This window comes from Collinsella sp. AM44-11 (genome assembly GCF_003467145.1).
Classification (GTDB): Bacteria; Actinomycetota; Coriobacteriia; order Coriobacteriales; family Coriobacteriaceae; genus Collinsella.
Genome location: NZ_QSFE01000003.1, coordinates 143120 through 165136, shown reverse-complemented (window position 1 = coordinate 165136; position 22017 = coordinate 143120). Strand labels below are relative to the sequence as shown.

Genomic DNA, 22017 nt, shown 5'->3' with positions numbered 1-22017 from the left:
CGAGCGTGCCTGTGGGGAGGCGAACATGGAAGACAAGCATCTATATCGAGAGACGCAATGGGATGTATCGGCCGAGGAAAGCCGTGCGCACCATGGCCTTGTCGCGATTGGTTTTGCGGTGCTTGCCGTGCTGGTGATTGCCTTTTGTATCTGGACGTTTGGCGGTCACGGCGGCGCTGCATGGGAGTTCGAGGCCGACGATGCCCTGCCGATCATGACAGTGAAGGTTACGGGCGGCAATACCGTTGCCGCGCCGGGCGACTATTGGTATTCGCGCGACGAGTTTGTGCAGCTGCAGCTGAGCGGTGGCTCCATTCCTGGTGAAGAGATCGAGCGCGTGACCTTCGATGCGTCGCTTAAGACGCTGTCGGTCGAGCTCAAAGATCAGGGGGACGTTCCCACGACCATGGACATTGCGCTGACGGAATGGCGCCTGGAGCCTCCGACGGGTGTTGCGGTGTCCGAGGTTGAGCATGTCAAGATTACCTATCAGGACGGCTCGACAAATGAAATTGCCAAAGCCGACGGCTTGGCGGAATAGACGCCGTGCCTAGGCGGCACATTCAAAAGTAGCGGTGGTCCTACAAGGCCTGCTCGTTCAGGAAGACCAAAGTGTTTTTATTTGAAAGCTCGGGAAAGTGGCGATAACCAACGTCGAACGCGGTAAGTTCGCTTACATCCTCGAGCTTGTTTTCTGCCATCCACCGCACCATGGAGCCGCGCGCCTTTTTGCTGGCGGTCGACCGTTGGATGGGCTTCCCGTTGCGGATACCCTCGCCAAAGAGGCATGTGACGGCCGTGGCGTCGCCCGCGAGATGGGGCAGAACGGCTTTGGCATACTCTACGCTGGCGAGGTTGACGATCGTGGTGTTTGAGCCTGCCGGGGCGATAACCCGCGCGAGCTTGTCGCTCCAAAACGCGTAGAGGTCTCGGGCATCGTCAACGGCGAGCTTCGCGCCCATTTCCAGCCGATACGGTTCGACGGCATGAAAGGGGCGAACGCACCCGTAGAGGCCCGAGAGGATCCACAGATGGTCTTGCAGCCATGCGAGCTGCGCGGAATCCATCACCTCGGGCGCCATGCTCTGGTATTGAATGCCGTGATAGGACATGACGGCAGGGGAGAGGTGACGGGCGAGTGCGGGATTGTCGAGATCGCCGTTTCCCAAGATGGGCCCGAACTCATGCAGGGTGTTGAGGCAAGGCCCCAGCAGTTTGTCACTCACGTTCCATAGCGCCTGCAGACCGCCGCTGCCTTCATTCCGCTCGATATCTTGCAGCGCGCGGTGGATGCGAGCCGTCTCGTGCGCAAAAGGTGGAATGCCCAGGACTTCAAAAGCATCTTGGGCCGAGCGCATTTGCTTGGCGGGTGAAACGATGACCTGGAGCATGAACTCTCCTATGCCAAAAAGGAAGTTGCGGTGGAATACGGTCTGTTTTGGTCGTTTATGGGCCAGTTTAGTCCGTATTTCACCGCAACTGATGAAGGGTTGGTTAGGCGCGCTCGAGGAAGGCCTTGTAGCCGCGATAGGCCTCGTAGATATCGGCCTTGTTAGCGACCTCCCACAGGGCGTGCATGGACAGGACGGCAACGCCAGAGTCGATGACGTTCATGCCGTACTTGGCCATGATGTAGGCGATGGTGCCGCCGCCACCTGCGTTGACGCGGCCGAGCTCGCAGGTCTGGAAGTCAACGCCCGCCTCGTCCATGATGTCGCGGATGAGGGCCACATACTCGGCGTCGGCGTCGTTAGAGCCGCCCTTGCCGCGGCTGCCCGTGTACTTGTTAAAGCACAGGCCACGACCCATGAAAGCTGCGTTCTTGGTCTCGAACTTGCCGGCATAGCCCGGGTCGAAGCCGGCGGACACGTCGGAGGAGAGCATGCGGCTGCGGGCGAGCGCGCGGCGCAGGGCCAGCGGGCTATCCTCGCCGGCGAGCGTCATGATCTCGGCGACGGTGTTCTCGAAGAAGCGGCTCGTCATGCCGGTGGCACCCACGGAACCGATCTCCTCCTTGTCGACGATGAGTGTGATGCTCGTGCGCTCCACGTTGGCGACGTTGATCTGGGCGAGCATGGACGGATAGGCGCAGACACGGTCGTCGTGGCCATAGCCCAGAATCATGGAGCGGTCGAGGCCCATGTCACGGGCGGGGCCGGCGGGCACGACCTCGATCTCGGCGGAGAGGAAGTCCTCCTCCTCGACGTCGTACTGCTCCTTGAGGATATCCAGGAACATCTGCTTGACGGGCTCCTTGGGAGCGTCCTTGTCGTCCTCGTCAAACTTGACGGGGCGGCCGCCCACGATCACGTCGAGGATCTCGGCGTCGACGGCGTCCTTGGCGGGCTTGGCCATCTGCTCGCTCGAGAGGTGGATCAGCAGGTCGGAGATGGTAAAGACCGGGTCGTCGGCCTTGTCACCGATGTTGATGTCGACGGTGGTGCCGTCCTTTTTGCAGATGACGCCCACGAGTGCGAGCGGGGAAGCGACCCAGTGGTAGCTCTTGACGCCGCCATAGTAGTGCGTGTCGAGATAAGCCATGTCGCCGGCCTCGAAGGCGGGGTTCTGCTTGAGGTCCAGGCGCGGCGAGTCCACGTGGGCGCCCAGGATGTTAAAGCCCTGCTCGAGCGGGGCGGTGCCCAGGCTGACGAGCATGAGGTCCTTGCCGTGGTTGGCGGCGTACACCTTGTCGCCGGCCTTGAGCGCGCGGCCCTCGGCGATCACGGTCTCCAGATTGACGTAGCCCGCCTCCTCGGCCATCTTGATACCGGCCTTGACGCACAGGCGCTCGGTCTTGTTCTCACTCAAAAACTGCTTATAGCCGCGGCAAAGCTCCTCGAGCTCCTCGATCTGCTGTGGCGTGTACTTTTTCCATGCGCAGGGACGCTCCATGACGCAGGCTCCTTTCGGATCGATCGTGCTGGTTGATGTACCGTGAGCCATCGTATCACGCGCGGGCCCGCGGCGGCAGGGAAGCCTGATGTGCGGTGGCCGCGGGGCGGGGAGCGTGTAAACTGGTGTGAGCAAACCGTGCCCAGCCCAAAGCGAGGTATTCAATATGTCTGAAAAGCGCCGTACCTTTGCCGTCATCGACGGCAACTCGCTCATGCATCGCGCCTTCCACGCCGTGCCGCCGACCATGAACGCGCCGGACGGTCGCCCCACCAACGCGATCTTTGGTTTTCTGAACATGTTCCTCAAGATGATCGATGCCTTTAATCCCGACGGCGTTGTCGTGGCGTTTGACAAGGGCAAGCCGCGCGTGCGTATGGAGATGCTGCCGCAGTACAAGGCGCAGCGCCCGCCCATGGACCCCGACCTGCACGCGCAGTTCCCCATGATCAAGGAGCTGCTCGCCGCGCTCAACGTGCCCATTTTGCAGTCCGAGGGCTGGGAAGGCGACGATATCCTGGGAACCATGGCGCGCCTGGGCGAGGAGGCCGGCTGCGACATGCTGCTGGTGACCGGCGACCGCGACATGTATCAGCTCGTGACCGAGCACGTCAACGTGGTCTCGACTCGCAAGGGCCTGTCCGACGTGGCGATCATGACGCCCGAGAGCGTGGACGACCTGTATCACGGCATCACGCCGGCGCTCGTGCCCGATTTTTACGGTCTGAAGGGCGATACGTCGGACAACATTCCCGGCGTACCGGGCATCGGCCCCAAAAAGGCGAGTGCGCTCATCGCGCAGTACGGCAGCCTTGACGAGGTCATCGCGCATGCTGACGAGGTCAAGGGCAAGATGGGAGAAAACCTGCGCGCACACATCGACGACGCGCTGCTGAGCCGTAAGGTGGCGACCATCCACACCGATGCACCCGTTGAGCTCGATTTTGAGGCGACGTCCTTCCCGGCGTTTTCCGCCGATGAGGTTTCCGCGGCGCTGGGCACGCTTGGTATCACCGCCATGCAGAACCGTTTCTTGGCGCTGATCGGCGGCGAGGGCGGGGCAGCTGCCAGCACGTTTGAGATTCCCGCCGTTTTGCGCGCAGCCGCCGGCGATGCTGGCGCGCTTGGTGCCGTTGCGGCTGAGGTCTCCCGCGTGATTGATGCCGGCGAGTGGGTCGCCGCCGTGGTGGACGATGACAAGGAAGAGGGCGCGCTCTTTGGGCTGACGCGCACGCTGTGGTTGGCGACGTCCAAGGGCCTGTTTGCGCTCGAGGAGGGCGACAGCGGTGCGGCGGCTGAGGTTGAGGGCTTCAACTTCGCCCACGGCGTGATTGCCGGCGTGCTCGCACGTCTGTTTATGGAAGGCCGTGTGGCGAGCCCGGATATGAAGGCGCTTCTGCATGAGCTTTCGCCCATCGATTCTTCTGAGCTCGAGCTCATGGATCCGCTGACAGTCGATTCCACGCGCATCTTCGATACCGTTGTTGCCGCCTACCTGTTGGATTCCGACCGCTCCGAGTTTGACGAGGTGTATCTGGCCGATACGTATCTGCAGATGGCGCTGCCTGCGGCGCGCGGCGCAGAGGGTGCTGGCGAGGACGCTCCTGCGCCCGCCGCTCGCACGGCGGCCTTGACGCTGGCGCTGGTTGCACCGCTGCGTGACCGCATGGCCCGCGAGAACGCCGCCAACGTGTTCGATGGGATCGAGATGCCGCTCGTGCCGGTGCTTGCCAAGATGGAGCGCGCGGGCATGCTCGTGGACCCCGACCGCCTGCACAGTCTGTCCGAGGGCCTGGCGACCCAGATTGCCGATGTCGAGCGCAGCATTCGCGACCTGGCCGGCGACGAGACCTTTAACATCGGCAGCCCCATGCAACTCTCGCACGTGCTGTTTGATGTTATGGGACTTCCGACCAAGGGCCTCAAAAAGACCAAGCGCGGCTACTATTCGACCAACGCCAAGGTGCTGAGCGACCTTGCCCGCGACCACGAGATCGTGCGCCTGATTTTGGACTGGCGTGAGAAGTCCAAGATTAAGTCGACCTATCTGGACACGCTGGGCCCGCTGCGCCGTGGTGACGGGCGTGTGCACACCACGTACAACCAGACCATCACCGCGACGGGGCGTTTGTCTTCGAGCGACCCCAATCTGCAAAACATTCCGACGCGCTCGGAGCTGGGGCGTACCGTCAAGACGGCGTTCTCGGCGGGCGAGGGCAGCGTCTTTTTGGCGGTGGACTACTCGCAGATCGAGCTGCGCCTGCTCGCGCATCTTTCGGGTGACGAGCACCTGGTGCGCGCCTTCAACGAGGGCGAGGACTTCCATGCCGAGACGGCCGCGCGCGTATTTGGCGTGCCGGTGTCCGAGGTGACACCCGACCTGCGTAGCCGCGCCAAGGCCGTGAACTTTGGCATCGTGTACGGCCAGCAGGCCTATGGACTGTCGCAGTCGCTGCACATCTCGATGGCCGAGGCGCGCGATATGATCGATCGCTACTACGAGGCCTACCCGGGCGTGCGCACGTTCCTCGACAATGTGGTGGCGCGAGCCAAGCAGACGGGCTATGCCGAGACCATGTATGGCCGCAGACGCCATATTCCCGAGCTCAAGGCCAAAAACCCACAGCTCCGCGGCTTTGGTGAGCGTACGGCCATGAACCACCCCATGCAGGGCACCGCCGCCGACATCATCAAGATCGCCATGGCCCGCGTAAGCCGTCGCTTGGAAGAAGAAGGCTTTGCCGCCCACATGATCCTGCAGGTACACGACGAACTGGACTTTGAGTGCCCCGTCGACGAAGTCGAGCGCCTCACCGCCATGGTCCGCGACGTCATGGAACACGTAGTAGACCTCCGCGTACCGTTGATCGCCGAAGCCAGCACCGGCATAACCTGGGCCGACGCGAAATAGGGAAGCACTCCGTAAGGCAAGCTCGCCCAAGACGCAAGCCCCCACATACTTAAGATTTGGGACAAACACTACTGATTAATTTGTCCCACAGTAACCAAAACAGAGGGGAGCCCCTCCCAACAAGGAGCTCCCCTCTGCTCAAATCATTTCAGCTAAGTATCTAGACACTCAAGACGCCATCTTGGCGGCAGGAAAGTAAACCTAGGGCCTGGCCGGGCGGCACGGGTTAACTTTTCGTAGATTCCGCACGCAAAGAAAGCCACTTAATGTGGCTTTCGTCTTGCGCAGGACCTGACCGAGCGAAAAGTTATCCCGTGCCGCCCGGTCAGGCCCGATGGGACGGCTACCGAGCCGCCAGGATGGCGTCGATGAGCGTCAGTACGCCCCCGTCGTTGTTGCTCGGAATGCGCCACTTGGCATGCGCGTTCATGTGCTCCTCGGCATTGTCCACGATAAAGCTATGCCCGACGCGCTCGAGCATGGGAATATCGTTGTAGGTGTCGCCCACGGCGGCGGCGTCGGCGATATCGATGCCCAGGTGGTCGCACAGGTGCGCGACGCCCGACCCCTTGTCGACGCTCAGGTTCATGAAGTCGATCCACTCGCGCCCGGCGTTGGTGACGTAGAGCTTGTCCGAGAACTCGGGGCTGTAGTCCTCGCGAAACGCTGGCTCGGCATCGTAGGCGGGGAAGAAGATCGAAATCTTGTTGGACTCGATATCAAGGCCCTCAAAGCTATCGACGTAGTTGATCGTGTTGTAGTACACGCTGATCTCGTCGTGGTACTGATGGTCGCGGGCGAGCACATAGAACTCGTCGTAGCAGCACAAGACGGGAACGGAACGCGGGTCCTCCGAGGCACGGGCGAGCACCTGCTGATACAGCGCCACATCGATGTTGCTCTTATAGATATAGCTGCCGCGATAGATGACGCAGGCTCCGTTGTCGGGACAAAAAGCAAGGCGGTTCTTAATGCTCTCGAACATTTCCTCGAGTTTGGGGGCGGGGCGTCCGCTGGCGGGGCAGAATACAATGCCTGCGTCGGCGAGCTTGTCCAGGCGCTCATCAAGACCCTGCGGCAACACGCGCTTGTCGGTGAGCAGCGTCTTGTCCATGTCGACGGCGAGAATCTTAATGCTTCCGATATTGGAGTCCGATTCGTAAGTTTGCATAAAAGCGCGCCTTTCGTTTCGAAATTGTTTCAGACGTTATAACCATCAACCAGTAACTGAGCGTATTGTCGCAGGAACGGAGCGTATTTGCACCACGCTTCACAAAGTAATGAAAAAACTTTTCAGAAATTTGAATTTGTCGCTTGTGCTGCGGGCACTTTAGCGTAATATAGCGACCATCGAAAACGGAGACGGAAATACAACCGCTTACCGAAGAAAAGGTACCGTTTACGATATTAGAATTGCGCCCGGCGATAGGTGAAAGGAGAGGCAGATGCAGTTCGTAAAGATCATCACCACTGCAGATAATGCCATCCGACGCCAGCGCGCAATTTCCCGACGACGATAACAATCGTCTCTGTTCGTATGGGGTGAAATGCCCCAACAGAGTCATTTTGAGGTCGTTGGGTTTTAGCACGATATAAACGCATGTTTCTAGAGCATGCTGTGCTGCTTTTTGCTATTTAACCTGATATTGCACGGTTTTTTGACCTCGAAATGACTTGCAACTGACCGATGTTCTAACTAGCTACCAAGGGCGAAAGGAAACAGCCATGAGCAAGGAAAAAGTCGTTCTCGCATATTCCGGTGGTCTTGATACATCCGTATGTGTCAAGTGGCTCCAGGACGAGAAGAATCTCGATGTCGTTTGCGTCTGCGGCAACGTGGGCCAGGAGGAGACCGGCTTGGATGCCAAGAAGCAGAAGGCGCTTAACCTGGGCGTTCTCGATTGCCAGGTGCTCGACCTGCGCGACGAGTTCTCCGATGAGTTCCTGACTAAGGCCATCGCCGCAAACTCCATGTACGAGAACAAGTACCCGCTGCTCTCCGCGCTGTCTCGCCCGCTGCTCGCCAAGAAGCTTGTCGAGGTCGCTCACGAGTTTGGCGCGACCTACGTCGCCCACGGCTGCACCGGCAAGGGTAACGACCAGGTTCGTTTTGAGGCTGCCGTCAAGGCCCTCGACCCCGAGCTTAAGGTTATCGCCCCGGTTCGCGAGTGGGATCTGAAGTGCCGTCCCGATGAGGTTGCCTATGCTCACGCCCACAACGTGCCGGTTCCCGAGGGCGCCAACGACAACCCCTATTCCATCGACGACAACCTGTGGGGTCGCGCCATCGAGTGCGGTCACCTGGAGGATCCCTGGAACGAGCCGCTCGACGACGCCTGGGTTATGACCAAGAACCCCGAGGACACGCCGGACACCCCGACCTACACCGAGATTGAGTTTGAGGCGGGCAAGCCCGTCGCCGTCGATGGCAAGAAGATGAAACTCTCCGAGATCGTCATCGCCCTCAACAAGATTTCGGGTGACAACGGCTTTGGCCGTCTCGACCTGGTCGAGGATCGTCTGGTGGGCCTCAAGAGTCGCGAGTGCTACGAGGTTCCTGGCGCCCTGACGCTCATCACCGCCCACAAGGCGCTCGAGGACATCTGCGTCGAGGGCGACCTGCTCAAGACCAAGATTAAGCTCGAGCAGGATTGGGCCACCGCCGTGTACAACGGCCAGTGGTACAGCCCGCTCAAAAACGCGCTCGATGCCTTTATGGCCGACACCCAGAAGTTCGTGACCGGCACCGTCCGTCTGAAGTTCTTTAAGGGCAACTGCCATGTCGTCGGCCGCAAGAGCCCGTTTAGCCTGTATGACTACGGTCTGGCTACCTACGACCGCGACACTACGTTTGACGAGAAGGCCAGCGCCGGCTTTATCGAGATCGATACGCTGTCGCTCAAGACGTGGGCTAAGGTCCAGGGCCCCAGCTCTGCTGCCGCCCAGGCCTAGCGCCTCCTTCCTTTGGTATCCGCGCGGCCCATCCGCGTGATACATAACGGGCGCATGGGGTCCCTACCTTTCGTTATGCTTGCTGACACTTCTTAACATCGGTGGCCCCTACGTTCCGCCCGCATATATGATGCCGCGTCTGCGGCTGAGTCCGAGCCCCGCCGGGGTTGTCCGGCGGGGCTCCTCCTATCAATTTGACGGCCCTGCGCCTATATATATGGGGAGTATCCATTATGTTCAATGCTATCGCGCATGCTTTACTTGCCCTCGCGCCCGAGTTCGATGCTGCAAAGGTCGAGGACGTTCCTATGAGCCTAAAGGCCTGGATCGATGGTTCGCAGGGCAACATTCGGAGGGAGACGTTGGGCGCCAAGTGCATGGCGCGTCACTTCTTTGCAAATTAGCTATATGGCCTCGCACATGGTGGGGAATATACAAAACTAGCGGTTGAGAAATCGCTTTAGCGACAGGGCGAATTGCTTTGGGCGCTTGTTTTGGGATTTGATGAAAGGGGACGGTTCCATGGCTCTTTGGGGCGGTCGTTTTGAGGCAGGCGTGGCCGAGGTCACGCAGGAGTTTGGCGCGTCGTTGCCGGTTGACAAACATCTCTATAAGCAGGATATCGCCGGATCTAAGGCACATGCCAAGATGCTGGCGGCCCAGGGCATTATCAGCGCCGAGGACGAGCAGGCGATTGCCGAGGGCCTGACCGGAATCGAACAGGATATCGATGCCGGCAACTTCACCTTTGATATCAACGACGAGGACATTCATATGTCCATCGAGAGCGAGCTGACGCGTCGCATCGGCGAGGCTGGCAAGCGCTTGCATACCGGACGTTCGCGCAACGACCAGGTTGCGACCGATACGCGCCTGGGCGTCAAGGCGCTCGCCAAGGAGCTCATGGAGGCCAATCTTTCGCTTCGTCATGTGCTGGTGGATGCCGCTAAGAAGTATGACAAGGTGATTCTGCCGGGCTACACGCATATGCAGCACGCTCAGCCGGTTCTGCTGTCGCATCATCTGCTGGCGTATTCCTGGATGTTCGCGCGCGACTTTACGCGCCTGAAGGCCGCCTTCGATGCCGCCGACAGCTGCCCGCTGGGTGCTGCCGCGCTTGCCGGCACGAGCTATCCGCTCGATCGCCAGATGACGGCTGCCGAACTTGGCTTTGCGGGTGTGATCCCCAACTCGCTCGACGCTGTTTCCGATCGCGATTTCCTGCTCGATCTGCATTACGCTGGCTCCGTTATGGCCATGCATCTGTCGCGTCTTTCCGAGGAGATCGTGCTGTGGTCGAGCTCCGAATTTGGCTTTATCACGCTTTCCGACTCCTACTCCACCGGCTCGTCCATCATGCCGCAGAAGAAGAACCCCGACTTTGCCGAGCTTATCCGCGGCAAGAGCGGCCGTGTGTATGGCAATCTGGTACAGCTACTGGTGACCATGAAGGGGCTGCCGCTCGCTTATAACAAGGACCTGCAGGAGGACAAGGAGGGCGCGCTCGATACCGCCCATACGCTCATGCAGTGCCTGTCCGTTATGGCCGGCATGATTTCGACCTGGACCGTCAACGAGGATGCCATGGCGCGTGAGTGCGGCGTCGGGCACCTTGCGGCTACCGACGTTGCCGATTACCTGGCTAAGCGCGGCCTGCCGTTCCGCGAGGCGCACGCCGTGGTGGGCCATCTAGTCCTGATGTGCGAGAAGCGCGGCTGCAACCTTGAGGACCTGCCGTTCGAGGTGTTCCAGGAGGCAAGCCCGCTCTTTGAGCACGATATTACCGAGGCGCTCGATATCCCGTCGATTGTCGCCGCGCGCACGACCGAGGGCGGTACCGCCCCTGCCGCCGTTGCCGTGCAGCTGCAGCGTGCCGAGGCACAGCTCGTGGCCGACGAGGGCGTGTTTGGATCGCTGACCAAGGTCGTCGAGATGGGCCACGGGGCAAAGTAAGGGTTTGCTTGAGGCTTATTAACCATTTACTGATAAATCGTTTTTGCCTTTACGGGCGTCTGCTGATGCGGGCGTCCGTATTTTGTTGCTATGGGGGAGGGGCTTGTCGAGAACTTCTGTAGGACCTTTGGGCAGGTTGTGAAGGGGACACGTTCACAGGCGGCAACCGACCGTCCGCTCGGTTCGGTGCGGTTGATGGGCAGTCGGATGGTACTCTAGTCGGGCTTCGAAACAGAAGTGACACATATGGAACGCTTCAATTAATTGCAGCGCTTCAATAAACAGCTTTTTGTTTAACTGCAGCTAAAACTCTGTTACGATGCAGTCCAGGCGAGTGCCGGAATGGGACTTGGGCACGCGCGAACCTACTTGAAAGGCTACCTTATGGCTATCGAGAAGACTTTCATCATGATTAAGCCCGACGCCGTGCGCGATCGCAAGATCGGCGAGATCGTTACTCGCATTGAGCGCAGCGGCCTTGTCATCGAGCGCATGGAGATGACTACGCTCGAGCGCGCTACCGTCGAGGAGCACTACGCTCATCTGGCCGACAAGCCTTTCTTTGGCGGTCTCTGCGACTTTATGACGAGCGGTCCGGTCGTCAAGATGGTCGTTTCCGGTCTTTCCGCTGTCTCCAAGATGCGCACCCTTATGGGCGCTACCAACCCGCTTGATGCTGCCCCCGGCACCATCCGCGGCGACTTCGCTGTCGATGTCAACGCCAACGTGATCCACGGCTCCGACTGCCTGGAGAACGCCGAGATCGAGATCAAGCGCTTCTTTGGCTAAACCAGCTTTGACTCCTTAAAGCTGTTAGCGTGTGGCTTGGGCGTCGCGGAACTCCATCCGCGGCGCCCTTTTTATTCCAGTAGGTTTTAAGGCATGTCCCAAAAATCTACGAAAGAGCCCCCGTCCGGATGTGTGTTCCGGGCGGGGGCCTTCGTTAGCGTATGGCGTTGTAGGTCTTTAAGCCTCGTCGACGACCTTGAGGCCGCGGGTCTGGTCGATTTCGTTGAGGAGATTGACGCGGCGCTCGTGGCGGCCGCCCTCAAACTCGGCGTCGAGCCACTCGTCGACGATCATCTTGGCGAGCTCGGATCCCACGACGCGGGCGCCAAAGGCGAGCGCGTTGGTGTTGTTGTGCATGCGCGAGAGCTTGGCGCTAAAGGGCTCGGAGCACACGACGGCACGAACGCCCTCGACCTTGTTGGCGGCCAGGCTGATGCCGACGCCGGTGCCGCAGATCAGGATACCCAGGTCGACGTCGCCGTTGGCAACTGCCTTGCCCACCTTGTAGCCGGCGATGGGGTAATCAAAGCTCTCGGTGGTGTCGGTGCCAAAGTTCACGACCTCGCATCCGCGCTCCTTCAGGTGCTCGGAAATGATGTTCTTGAGCTCGACGGCGGCGTGGTCGTTGCCGATACCGATCTTCATGAGTGGTTCCTCTCTGGTCCGTGCGGCGGAATTGCTAAAGGTTTTACCGCGTTCGACTGCATGATAGCGCGTCTTTTGCCTAAACGCTCGGGCGTTTTTTGGTCAAACGCTTTAGCGGAAGCGAACACTCCGCAACGTCCACCTTCGGCGCACCGTCTTGCAGTCTCTCCTCTTCTTCCAAATCCTCCTATCCCGTCTCTTCGCTTTCCGGGGAGCCCTTGCGCTCTACCCCGCATCGCGCTTCACTCTTAACTAATCCCCATGTGCGAGGCCGGTCAGGACCTCTTCGCTGGCTGCCCCTGCGGAAGCACGTACGAAATGGCGGGAAGGTCGAGTTTCGCGGCGAGGTTAAGCACGATGCTCACGTACTCCTCGGGCGTCTCTTTCATCCCTCCGCGTACCCACTCGCCAAAAAGGCTACCGACAACTCCCTCCATGAGAGCCAGTGCGTAGCGCTGCTCCGGCAAAAGATTGCCAATGTCTCCGAGCATGGCTGCCTTCACTTTGGAGGCGTACTTGGAGAAAAAGAGCGGATCGCACGTGTCGTCCATCAGCAGCAGCACCCGCTCGCGGTTCTCGTAGACGAACCTCGAGCCCGCAATCATGGGGGCAACCATGGAGGGCACCCGGTCCTCGTAAGAGCCGTCAGGCGCGATTGCCGCGCCGCCCATCATCCCCTGGTGCATGCGGTCTTCCACCTGCGAAAGCAGGTCGTATTTGTCCTCGGCGTGCAGGTAAAAGGTGCCACGGTTTATGCCCGAACGCTCGGAGAGGGCGCGTACCGTGACCTTCTGAAAGCCCCTGTCCGCCAAAAGGCCCCAGAAGGCCTCCTCTATGCGCTCCTGCGTTGCGAGGTATCTGATGTCGTTCTTGTTCGGCTTCGTCTTCACCATGAGGTTTCCTGATCGACACTTTCCCGACAGTGCCCATTGAATCTATCGTCTTCGCTCAAGACAATGAACATATGTTGATTATATCTAAGGGAGAGGAGAGGTCGATGGCCTTCGCCGACAGATTCATAGTCCGCAATAGCCTCTACGTTACGACCGTAATAGCGGCCTGCGTCGCGGTCTACATGGTTGTTTTCTGGGAGTCGATGCCCGTGACCCAGGGGATTATAGGGCTCTACTACATCCTGATAGCCGCCCACGAGTGGGAGGAGCTGAAATATCCCGGCGGGTTCGTGGAGCTTGCCATCTCGCTCACCGACATGCCCATGCGCGACATGCGCATCCCCAAGTTCGCCCTCTTCTGCATCACCGTCTATATGCTGCTCATCCCGTTCTGTTTCCCCCAGTTCCACTGGCTCGTGATCGGCGCGCTCGTTCTGGGAATCATTGAGCCGCTCGCGCACATCGTCGCGGGAAGGGCGAACCCCAAGACGAGGATATACTCGCCCGGCATGGTCACCTCGCTCCTGTTCATGCTCCCGCTCGATGCGTTCACCATCTGGCACGTCGTCGCCGTGGAGCCCTTCGCGTGGTGCTGGTGGCTCGCCGCCGCGGCCCTGCTCCTCATACCCCTGTTCGGCACGCAGCGGCTCATCGTGGTGAAGATGATGGGCATGAGCTACGGGGAGTTCATGCGTAACGCGCGCGATTCGATTCTGGGGCGGAGGAAGCTCGGGGATTGACGCGCAGGTTGGCGGACGGCGTCGTGACCTCTGCTTTTGCAAACACAGGCGAGGGTCACACTAAAAAGGTGGCGAGCCAGCGGTTGCGAACATCAGCTCATCACGCAAAATGCCGCCAATTTGCTTCTGGCGGCCGTCTGCCGGAACCCAGCTTGCGGTTTTTGTCGCCTTGTTATCAAATGGAGAAGTTGATTACTTGCGAGAGCAACCCGTTATATGTAGGAGATGGCTATGCCTACCGATTCTATCCGCGATGCCGCATTTTGCGATGTTTTGAACCGCGAGCTTGTCTGTGCGCTTGGCTGCACCGAGCCCATTGCCGTTGCCTATGCGGCGGCGCTGGCGAGCCAGACGCTCGGTTGCGAACCCGAACATATGGATGTTGCCTGCTCGGGCAACATCATCAAGAACGTTAAGAGCGTGACCGTGCCCAACTCGGGCGGTATGCACGGTATTGAGGCCGCGGCCGTGCTGGGTGCGGTGGGCGGTGACGCCAAGAGCGCGCTCGAGGTGCTCGAGAGCGTTGACGATGCGGATCGTGCTCGCGTGACTGAGCTGCTTGTCGACGCCGACTACTGTGATGTGTCGCTCGTCGAGGGCGTGCCCAACCTCTACATCAAGGTGACTGCCACGGCTGGTGGCCATACCGCGGTCGTCGAGATTACCGATCACCACACCAATGTCACGTGCCATACGCTCGACGGTATTCCGGTATGCGGCAAGTCGGCGGGGGAGTGTGCCGCCTGCGCCGAGCGCGTGGTGGCCGAGCGGGCGGCGGATAAGGCCGACACACCCATGTCGATCGAGTCCATCATCGACTTTATCGAGGCCGGCGACATTGAGGATGCCCGCGCGGCCGTCGAGCGTCAGATTGAGCTGAACGGCGCGATCAGTGCCGAGGGCCTCGCGCACGCTTGGGGCGCCGAGGTGGGCCGTACGCTGCTGGGCGCTCGTGCCGATGACGTCGCCTGCCGTGCGCGTGCGCGTGCGGCCGCCGGCTCCGATGCCCGTATGAACGGCTGCGCGCTGCCGGTCGCCATTGTGTGCGGCTCGGGCAACCAGGGCATTACCTGCGCGCTGCCCGTCATGGAATATGCCGACTACCTGCGCTGCGACCACGAGCGTCTGGTGCGCGCCGTGATACTGTCCGACCTTATTGCCGTGCACATCAAGAGCTATATTGGTGCGCTCTCGGCGTTTTGCGGTGCTATTTGCGCTGCGTGTGGTGCCGGCGCTGCGATTTCCTGGCTGTGCGGCGGCACGCGCGAGCAGATCGGTGCGACGGTCTCCAATACGCTCGGCAACGTGGGCGGCATCGTGTGCGATGGCGCCAAGGCAAGTTGCGCCGCCAAGATTTCGGCTGCTGTCGATGCAGCGATTCTGGGCCACGATATGGCCATGCAGGGCCGCGGCTTCCGTGCCGGCGAGGGCCTGATCCAGGATACGGTGGAGGAGACGATTGCCAGCATGGGCTATGTGGGCCGTGTAGGCATGAAGGACACCGACGTCGAGATCCTCAACATCATGATCGGCAAGACCGTCGTCGATTGCTAGGGGCTCCGGATCACTGCATCTTGCTGTTAAAGTCGTCGCTCTTGTGGCCGTAAAGCACCTGCCTGCATAGTGGGCAGGTGCATTTCTTTGCCGGCAAACGGTTAATAATTGTCGGTAAACGGTAGTTAGAATCAGGAATAGTCATTTAGTTTCAAGTAGTGTCAGATGTTTGCATCAACTAAAAGTGCAGGTAAAAGACGGTGTCCTGTTCATTTACTTTGAAAAACTATGAATACATATGAAAAACTATGATTGCGAATGAGAATTACTTGCAATAGACTGTAGTTACGGAAGGGGCACCTGCCCAAACGCGCGCAACGGTCGGGGCTTTCCGTTTGAACGTTTCCTTACAGGAAAGGCAGCTCAGCGATGAAATTCGCAACCCGCATCAACTCCTACTACCGAACCGGTGAGAAGAACATCGACCGCGTCTTCGACCAGTTCCAGCACGTCGGCCTCACCCATGTGGACCTTAATTACCCTGAGCACGTGGTGGACATCTCCGCCGAGGAGATGAAGGCCAAGCTCGACGCGCACGACCTCAAGCTCAACGGCACTGCTCTTCGCTTTCGCAACGACTTTATCAATGGCGACCTGGGCAATCAGGATCCCGCACTCGCTGGGGAGGCGCTTAAGCTCTGCTATGAGGCCTGTGATTACTGTCGCACCTGCGGCGGCGATACCGTGACGATCTGGCTCGGTCATGACGGCTTTGACTACAGCTTCCAGATCGACTACACCCTCGTGTTTGACAACCTCGTTAAGGCGTTCCAGGCGGTTTGCGACTATGCGCCCGATCTGCATATCTCCATCGAGTACAAGCCCTATGAGGAGCGCAGCTACGCCTATATCGATTCGATGGGCCTCACCGGCATGATCCTCAACGCGGTGGACCGCGAGAATCTTGGCGTTACGCTCGATTACTGTCACATGCTCATGAAGCACGAGAACCCCGCGATGGCTACCGATATCTTCGGTCGTGCCGGCAAGCTCTACGGCATTCACCTCAACGATGGCTACGGCGTGATGGACGACGGACTCATGATCGGCATGGCTACGCCTGTCAAGACGCTCGAAATGCTCTTCTATCTCAAGAAATACGCCTTTGACCACGCTATCTACTTCGATACGTTCCCAATTATCGAGGATGCGGAAGGGGAGTGCGCTCATAACCTCGCTATGATGAAGCTTATGAATGACTCCTTGGAAAGTGTGGGCCAGGAAAAGATACAGTCCGTGATTGATGCAAACGATGCACTTGCAGCGGCCGCGCTCGTGCGCGAGCTCTTCTGCGCTATGGGGAGGTAATCATTCTATGAAACGTGATTGGGAAGCTACTGCCGAGGGCATTCTTGCCGCCGTGGGCGGCCCCGAGAACATCTCGGGTATGACGCACTGCGCCACTCGTCTTCGCCTGAACCTGCGCGACGATTCCAAGTGTGACGATGCGGCCGTTAAGGAAGTCGACGGCGTGGTCAACACCGTCAACTCAGCCGGCCAGTACCAAGTGCTGATTGGCACCGAGGTACCCAAGCTCTATGAGAAGTTCGAGCCGCTTGTCAAGGGCTCGGGCGCCGAGGTCTCCACGAGCGCTTCCTCCGATGAGGGCATCGTCTCCAGGATTTTCTCCGCCATCTCGGGTGTCTTTGCTCCGTTGCTGCCCGCCATGGCCGGCTCCGGTATCCTCCGCGGCTTGCTGATTCTTGCGGTTCAGCTTGGTCTTATCACCGAGGGCACGGGTACCTACACCATCCTCTACGCCCTCTCGATGAGTGTGTTCTACTTCCTGCCGGTGCTTCTAGGCTTCTCCTCGGGCAAACGCTTCGGTGCGAGCCCGTACCTTTCGGCCCTGATCTGCGCCTGCTTGCTCTATCCCGATTTTATCGGCTTGATGGGCGATGCGGGCAACGGCGCCATGAGCGAGTTCTTCGGCATTCCTGTGGTGCTCATGAGCTACAACTCCACCGTTATCCCGGCCATCATCGCCATCTGGGTCTACTCGTTCCTCTATAAGTTCCTGGATGAACATGTGCCCGAGACCCTCAAGCTCGTCGTGCTTCCCGCGGTCTCGCTGATAATCATGGTCCCCGCCACCATGCTCGTGATCGGTCCTTTGGGTGTCTATGCCGGCGAGGGCATCGCCTTCGTGGTCAACTGGCTCATCGCCCGCTCCAACGTGCTTGCTGGCATCCTGGTGGGCGGCGGCTGGTCCGTGCTCGTCTCGATGGGTATCCACTGGGCAGTCAACCCCATCATGATTAACAACATCGCCTCCAATGGCTTCGACTACATTTGCCCGGCCACCTTTGCCTGCAACTTCGCTGTTATCGGCTGCGCCCTCGGCGTCTTCCTCAAGGCCCGCGATCAGAAGCTCAAGAGCTTTGCCATGACCGGTGCCGTGACCATCTGCCTCTCTGCCATCATCGAGCCCACGCTCTTTGGCATGCTTGTCAAGAACAAGAAGCTCTTCTTGGCTCAGATCATCGGCGGTGCCTGCGGCGGCGCGTTCCTCGGCCTTTTCAAGGTCGTCACCACGGCCTTTGTCTTTGGCTCCGTCACTACGTTCCCGGCCTTCGTCTCCTCCGATCCGATGAACTTCGCTTTCGCCATGATCGGCATGGTTATCTCGGCTGTTGTCGCCGGCGTACTCGGCTACATCTTCACCGACAAGGACGATCAGCTCGCCTAGTCTTGCTTTGGGGCTACGAGTCATGAGCCCAAGGCTAAGACCGACTTCCATCTAATAAGGGGTCGCTGCTTATATCGCAGCGGCCCTTTTTGCTTTTGTTTGGCTTGATTAGGTTAAACTTTGAAAATAGATGAAAAGGAAGGAACGCCGATGATTCCGTATGAGCGCCATGAACTGATTCTTAATAAGCTAAAGGAGGCTGACCTGCTCAAGATAGATGAGCTCGCGGCCTTTATGCCCGATGTGTCGATGTCTACGCTGCGCCGCGACCTCAAGGAGCTCGAGAAGCGGGGGAGCATCGAGTATCTGACCGGCGGTGCGGTCAAACTGCATTCTGCAGCTCGCGAGGTGAGTGTCTTTGAAAAGGGCGCGCAGCGGAGTAGCGAGAAGGACCTGATCGCGCGCCGTGCGGCAGCGGAGGTCGAGGACGGTGAGACGGTCTATGTCGACTCCGGTACCACCGCGACGGCGCTCCTGAGTCTGCTCGTCGACAAACCAGTGACTATCTACACCACCAACGGCTACGCATGTAGGTTTACGGGCGACCTCGCTGCCAAGGTGGTGGTTATTGGCGGCGACTTTAATCCCGTTACCTGCTCGCTGACCGGGCCAATGGTGGAGAACGCGTTGCGTGAGCTGTACTTTGACCGGGCGTTTATAGGCGTCAACGCGGTGGACGAGGATCGTGGCATCATGACGCCTGGTTATTCCGAGGCTATCAAAAAGCGCATTGTGATGCGGAATTCCCAAGCGAGTTATGTACTCGCCGATAGCTCCAAGTTCCATGTGTTTTCAAATGTAAAGGTGTGCGACCTGGAGGGCTTTACTGTTATCTCCGACAAGCGCGACGCCAAAATCGGCGAGCGTGTCAAGATGATTACGGCCTAGGACGCCGGGGCATCGCATCCTGTCCTCAAGTCGTTGCCTACGTAAGGAAGCATGCGGCAAACGTACCTGACCTTTTGTCTCATTCCAGATTTGTGGACTAGCTTAGTTCGTCGGCTACTTGATGTTCGTAGAAGGCTTCTACTACGGCGTTAAAGTCGCGGGCGAAGTCTTCCATGGTTCCACGCCAGGTGGCACGTCCCGGTTTTCCCTGGCCAACATAGGCAGTTTGAATGCCGCAGTCGGGGCTGGGGAAATCGCGCTTGGGGTCGTTGCCCACCATGAGGACCTCATGTGGCTCGAGCCCCATGACCTGCAGCTGCTCTAGATAATATGTGGCATCGGGCTTGCAGCGCGTGGCGTTGCCCATGTGCGTTACGAGCTCGAAGGGCGCGTCTGTCAGCTCGCCCCAGCCCATGCGGCATTCGATGGCCCCCTGGGGAAAACTGGGGTTGGTGAAGAGCGCGCAGCGCAGTCCTGCATCCTGTACGGCCTGGAGCGCGGCGTGTGCGCCCGGCATGGCTTTCGCATTGATCATGTTATAGTTCTTGTGCGGCAGGACTTCGCGATCGTAGTAGGTAAACGCCTCGTAGATGAGTGGGTCCGAGAGGCAAATGCCGCACCGGCGCTCAACCTCTTCCTGGTAAAACTCAAGATTGGTGCGATTGTCCGTACTGTTGCGACGATTGGCGTTGAGGTCGACCAGGATGGTGCCGAGGCGTGCCATCGTGCCCCCGCGGCTGCGACGTCCGATATCCGCGAGCATCGATGAGACATCCTTAAAATAGCGAAGGATGAACGCATTGAGGTTAATGCTAAGAAGCGTCTCGTCCATATCGAAAACGACTGCTTTGAGCACGCGGGCACCTTTCTCGAAAAATCGTTCCAGAATCGTATGTCTGGGATACTTTACCCCAAAGCAGTATGCTTCACTGCTTATCGTTAACTTGTGGAGACAGTCGTTCACAAGATTGCGAAAAAGTCTCCATACGAGTAAAAAATCGCAGTTCACGCTTGAAATCGAAGTGATTTCCCCGTAATCTATACGGACGTGATTGCATAAGCGTCACATCAGTATCTGTCGGCTCCCGAGTGTTCCTAAACGTTGTGTGCTTGTCGCACCCTTCTGTAGGTCCTAGCAATCGGGGCCCCGTAGTTCGAAAGGGGTCCACCTTTGAGTGAGATTCAGAACTCGTCCATTTTCTCTCTTGACGATGTCAACGAGGAGGAGATGAACAACCTCATCGACGGTACGATTACCGACTTTGATGAGGGCGATCTCGTTAACGGCACTGTCGTTAAGATCGAGCATGACGAGGTGCTCGTTGACATCGGATTTAAGTCCGAGGGCGTTATCCCCGTCCGCGAGCTGTCCATCCGCAAGGACGCTAACCCTGCAGACATCGTTGCACTCGGTGATCCCATCGAGGCCCTCGTTCTCCAGAAGGAGGACAAGGACGGTCGTCTGGTCCTGTCCAAGAAGCGTGCCGAGTACGAGCGTGCTTGGAACCGCATCGAGGAGAAGTTCAACTCCGGCGAGAACGTCGAGGGCGAGGTTATCGAGGTTGTCAAGGGCGGCCTGATCCTCGACATCGGCCTGCGTGGCTTCCTGCCCGCTTCCCTCGTCGACCTCCGTCGCGTCAAGGACCTCACCTCCTACATGGGCACCCGCATCGAGGCCCGCGTCATCGAGATGGACCGCAACCGCAACAACGTCGTCCTCTCCCGTCGCGTCGTGCTCGAGGAGTCCCGTAAGGCCGAGCGCTCCGAGATCCTGTCCAAGCTCAAGTCTGGCATGCGTCTCCAGGGCACCGTTTCCTCCATCGTCGACTTCGGCGCCTTCGTCGACCTCGGCGGCATCGACGGCCTCATCCACATCTCCGAGCTCTCCTGGAACCACGTCAACCATCCTTCCGAGGTTGTCAAGGTCGGCCAGGAGGTCGAGGTCGAGGTTCTCGACGTCGATCTCAACCGCGAGCGTATCTCCCTGGGTCTCAAGCAGACCACCGAGGATCCGTGGCGCGCACTGGTCAAGAAGTACCCCGTCGGCGCTATCGTCGAGGGCACGGTGACCAAGCTTGTCCCGTTCGGCGCTTTCGTCGACCTGGGCGAGGGCATCGAGGGTCTGGTGCACATCTCCGAGATGGCCAACAAGCACGTCGATCAGCCTTCTCAGGTCACCCACGTGGGCGACAAGGTTCAGGTCAAGGTCATGGAGATCGACCTCGACCGTCGTCGTATCTCCCTGTCCATGAAGTCCGCTGCTGAGACTCTGGGCGTCGAGATCGAGGTTACCCCGCTGCCTTCCGAGAAGAAGGACGAGGAGACCGACGCCGAGTAAATCGGTTTGACGATCACTTGTTTTAAGGGATCCGTCCGCAATGGACGGGTCCCTTTTTGCATTTGCAGCTGTGGTGCACGATGATGCCGGGCTATCTGTTTGCTATTTGGTTGTCGGTGCATAAAATATGCCGACATCCCGCCTCGGGGAGGAGGCGGGAACGCACCGAGTAGACGGAGGGGTGCGGAGCGCGGTCGCGTCTCGACTGACGACGTTGCCCATCGACAAGTCTATTGTACTGCATAGCGTGGTTCTTGGTTTATCGTGTCGAACGCTTGTGTTGTGCCATTGCCTGCGGCAACGGTGTGCTACACTCTTGCACTGCTGAGTGGGTCAGACGGTCGCGCGATGTGCTGCTTGCAGCACGCGTGAGGAAAGTCCGGGCTCCAGAGGGCGGGATGCCGGCTAACGGCCGGGCGGAGTGATCCGACGGAAAGCGCCGCAGAAAAGAAGACTCCCACCTGCGCCGCAAGGCGTAAAGGGAAAAGCTGAAACGGTGGTGTAAGAGACCACCAGCGTCGTGGCAACACGGCGGCTTGGCAAGCCCCATCCGGAGCAAGCGCGAATAGGAACGCTATGGGCCGGCCCGGTCCGCGTTCGGGTAGCGTGCGTGGAGCTGCACGGTAACGTGCAGACAAGATAAATGACCGTTCACGACAGAACCCGGCTTATAGGCCCACTCAGCTTTCTTGTTGACGCTGCGACGGCGTCAGCTGGCCGATTTGGCGCTCATTCGTCGGTCGCCGCCATAAGGCGTGCTCCCTCCTCTTTCG

18 protein-coding genes and 1 other RNA gene are annotated in these 22017 nt (G+C 59.1%); 13 read left to right on the top strand and 6 right to left on the bottom strand.

The window, feature by feature from the left end; genetic code table 11:
* Positions 1 to 25 precede the first annotated feature (25 nt).
* On the top strand, positions 26 to 541 hold the full coding sequence (locus DW943_RS03280; protein WP_117862179.1) for a hypothetical protein: 516 nt from the start codon (positions 26 to 28) through the stop codon (positions 539 to 541).
* Positions 542 to 581: 40 nt separating this feature from the next.
* Here DW943_RS03280 and DW943_RS03275 read toward each other — a convergent pair whose 3' ends face one another.
* Together DW943_RS03275 and DW943_RS03270 are read right to left on the bottom strand one after the other, a co-directional pair.
* On the bottom strand, positions 582 to 1391 hold the full coding sequence (locus tag DW943_RS03275) for a YaaA family protein (RefSeq protein ID WP_117862178.1): 810 nt from the start codon (positions 1389 to 1391) through the stop codon (positions 582 to 584).
* A gap of 103 nt (positions 1392 to 1494) precedes the next feature.
* On the bottom strand, positions 1495 to 2892 hold the full coding sequence (locus DW943_RS03270; protein WP_117862177.1) for an aminopeptidase: 1398 nt from the start codon (positions 2890 to 2892) through the stop codon (positions 1495 to 1497).
* Positions 2893 to 3058: 166 nt separating this feature from the next.
* On the opposite strand from DW943_RS03270, the gene polA reads away from it, so the two are divergent.
* Entirely contained in the window at positions 3059 to 5803 is a 2745-nt protein-coding gene (polA, locus tag DW943_RS03265; RefSeq protein ID WP_117862176.1) for a DNA polymerase I, read from the top strand.
* Positions 5804 to 6146: 343 nt separating this feature from the next.
* Here polA and DW943_RS03260 read toward each other — a convergent pair whose 3' ends face one another.
* The gene (locus DW943_RS03260) at positions 6147 to 6974 is read right to left on the bottom strand and encodes a Cof-type HAD-IIB family hydrolase (RefSeq protein WP_117862175.1); all 828 of its coding nucleotides are present in this window, start codon (positions 6972 to 6974) and stop codon (positions 6147 to 6149) included.
* A 554-nt stretch (positions 6975 to 7528) separates the two neighbouring features.
* Here DW943_RS03260 and DW943_RS03255 point away from each other — a divergent pair.
* The 4 genes from DW943_RS03255 (at position 7529) to ndk (ending at position 11497) form a co-directional block, all read left to right on the top strand.
* Positions 7529 to 8755 carry an argininosuccinate synthase gene (locus DW943_RS03255; protein WP_117862174.1) on the top strand — a complete coding sequence of 409 codons (1227 nt, stop codon included), beginning with the start codon at positions 7529 to 7531 and terminating at the stop codon, positions 8753 to 8755.
* A 233-nt stretch (positions 8756 to 8988) separates the two neighbouring features.
* Positions 8989 to 9159, top strand: coding sequence for a hypothetical protein (locus tag DW943_RS10450; RefSeq protein WP_156058436.1), 171 nt, complete (start codon positions 8989 to 8991; stop codon positions 9157 to 9159).
* 118 nt (positions 9160 to 9277) lie between these two features.
* Positions 9278 to 10708 (top strand): argininosuccinate lyase, encoded by a 1431-nt coding sequence (gene argH / locus DW943_RS03250; RefSeq protein WP_117862173.1) that lies wholly within the window; start codon positions 9278 to 9280, stop codon positions 10706 to 10708.
* 384 nt (positions 10709 to 11092) lie between these two features.
* On the top strand, positions 11093 to 11497 hold the full coding sequence (gene ndk / locus DW943_RS03245; RefSeq protein WP_117862172.1) for a nucleoside-diphosphate kinase: 405 nt from the start codon (positions 11093 to 11095) through the stop codon (positions 11495 to 11497).
* Positions 11498 to 11674: 177 nt separating this feature from the next.
* Here the strand turns inward: ndk and rpiB are convergent, their stop codons facing one another.
* Together rpiB and DW943_RS03235 are read right to left on the bottom strand one after the other, a co-directional pair.
* Positions 11675 to 12142 (bottom strand): ribose 5-phosphate isomerase B, encoded by a 468-nt coding sequence (gene rpiB / locus DW943_RS03240; protein ID WP_117862171.1) that lies wholly within the window; start codon positions 12140 to 12142, stop codon positions 11675 to 11677.
* A 275-nt stretch (positions 12143 to 12417) separates the two neighbouring features.
* Positions 12418 to 13035 (bottom strand): TetR/AcrR family transcriptional regulator, encoded by a 618-nt coding sequence (locus tag DW943_RS03235; protein ID WP_117862170.1) that lies wholly within the window; start codon positions 13033 to 13035, stop codon positions 12418 to 12420.
* Positions 13036 to 13139: 104 nt separating this feature from the next.
* Here DW943_RS03235 and DW943_RS03230 point away from each other — a divergent pair, with 104 nt between their 5' ends.
* From DW943_RS03230 to DW943_RS03210, 5 genes are all read left to right on the top strand, one after another.
* Positions 13140 to 13775 carry an HXXEE domain-containing protein gene (locus DW943_RS03230; protein ID WP_158566079.1) on the top strand — a complete coding sequence of 212 codons (636 nt, stop codon included), beginning with the start codon at positions 13140 to 13142 and terminating at the stop codon, positions 13773 to 13775.
* A gap of 231 nt (positions 13776 to 14006) precedes the next feature.
* Positions 14007 to 15329 carry a serine dehydratase subunit alpha family protein gene (locus tag DW943_RS03225; protein WP_117862168.1) on the top strand — a complete coding sequence of 441 codons (1323 nt, stop codon included), beginning with the start codon at positions 14007 to 14009 and terminating at the stop codon, positions 15327 to 15329.
* A gap of 369 nt (positions 15330 to 15698) precedes the next feature.
* On the top strand, positions 15699 to 16637 hold the full coding sequence (locus DW943_RS03220) for a sugar phosphate isomerase/epimerase (protein WP_117862167.1): 939 nt from the start codon (positions 15699 to 15701) through the stop codon (positions 16635 to 16637).
* A gap of 7 nt (positions 16638 to 16644) precedes the next feature.
* Complete coding sequence (locus DW943_RS03215; RefSeq protein ID WP_117862166.1) at positions 16645 to 18018, top strand: PTS transporter subunit EIIC; 1374 nt, start codon at positions 16645 to 16647, stop codon at positions 18016 to 18018.
* Between the two features lie 150 nt (positions 18019 to 18168).
* A complete protein-coding gene (locus DW943_RS03210) occupies positions 18169 to 18906 on the top strand; it encodes a DeoR/GlpR family DNA-binding transcription regulator (protein ID WP_117862165.1) in 738 nt (245 codons plus the stop codon).
* A gap of 97 nt (positions 18907 to 19003) precedes the next feature.
* Here DW943_RS03210 and DW943_RS03205 read toward each other — a convergent pair whose 3' ends face one another.
* Entirely contained in the window at positions 19004 to 19762 is a 759-nt protein-coding gene (locus tag DW943_RS03205) for an HAD family hydrolase (protein WP_117862164.1), read from the bottom strand.
* Positions 19763 to 20077: 315 nt separating this feature from the next.
* Between DW943_RS03205 and rpsA the strand changes: the two genes are divergently transcribed.
* Both rpsA and rnpB read left to right on the top strand, forming a co-directional pair.
* Complete coding sequence (rpsA, locus tag DW943_RS03200; protein WP_022095232.1) at positions 20078 to 21244, top strand: 30S ribosomal protein S1; 1167 nt, start codon at positions 20078 to 20080, stop codon at positions 21242 to 21244.
* Positions 21245 to 21569: 325 nt separating this feature from the next.
* An RNA gene (gene rnpB, locus DW943_RS03195) (RNase P RNA component class A) lies at positions 21570 to 21931 on the top strand.
* Positions 21932 to 22017 lie beyond the last annotated feature (86 nt).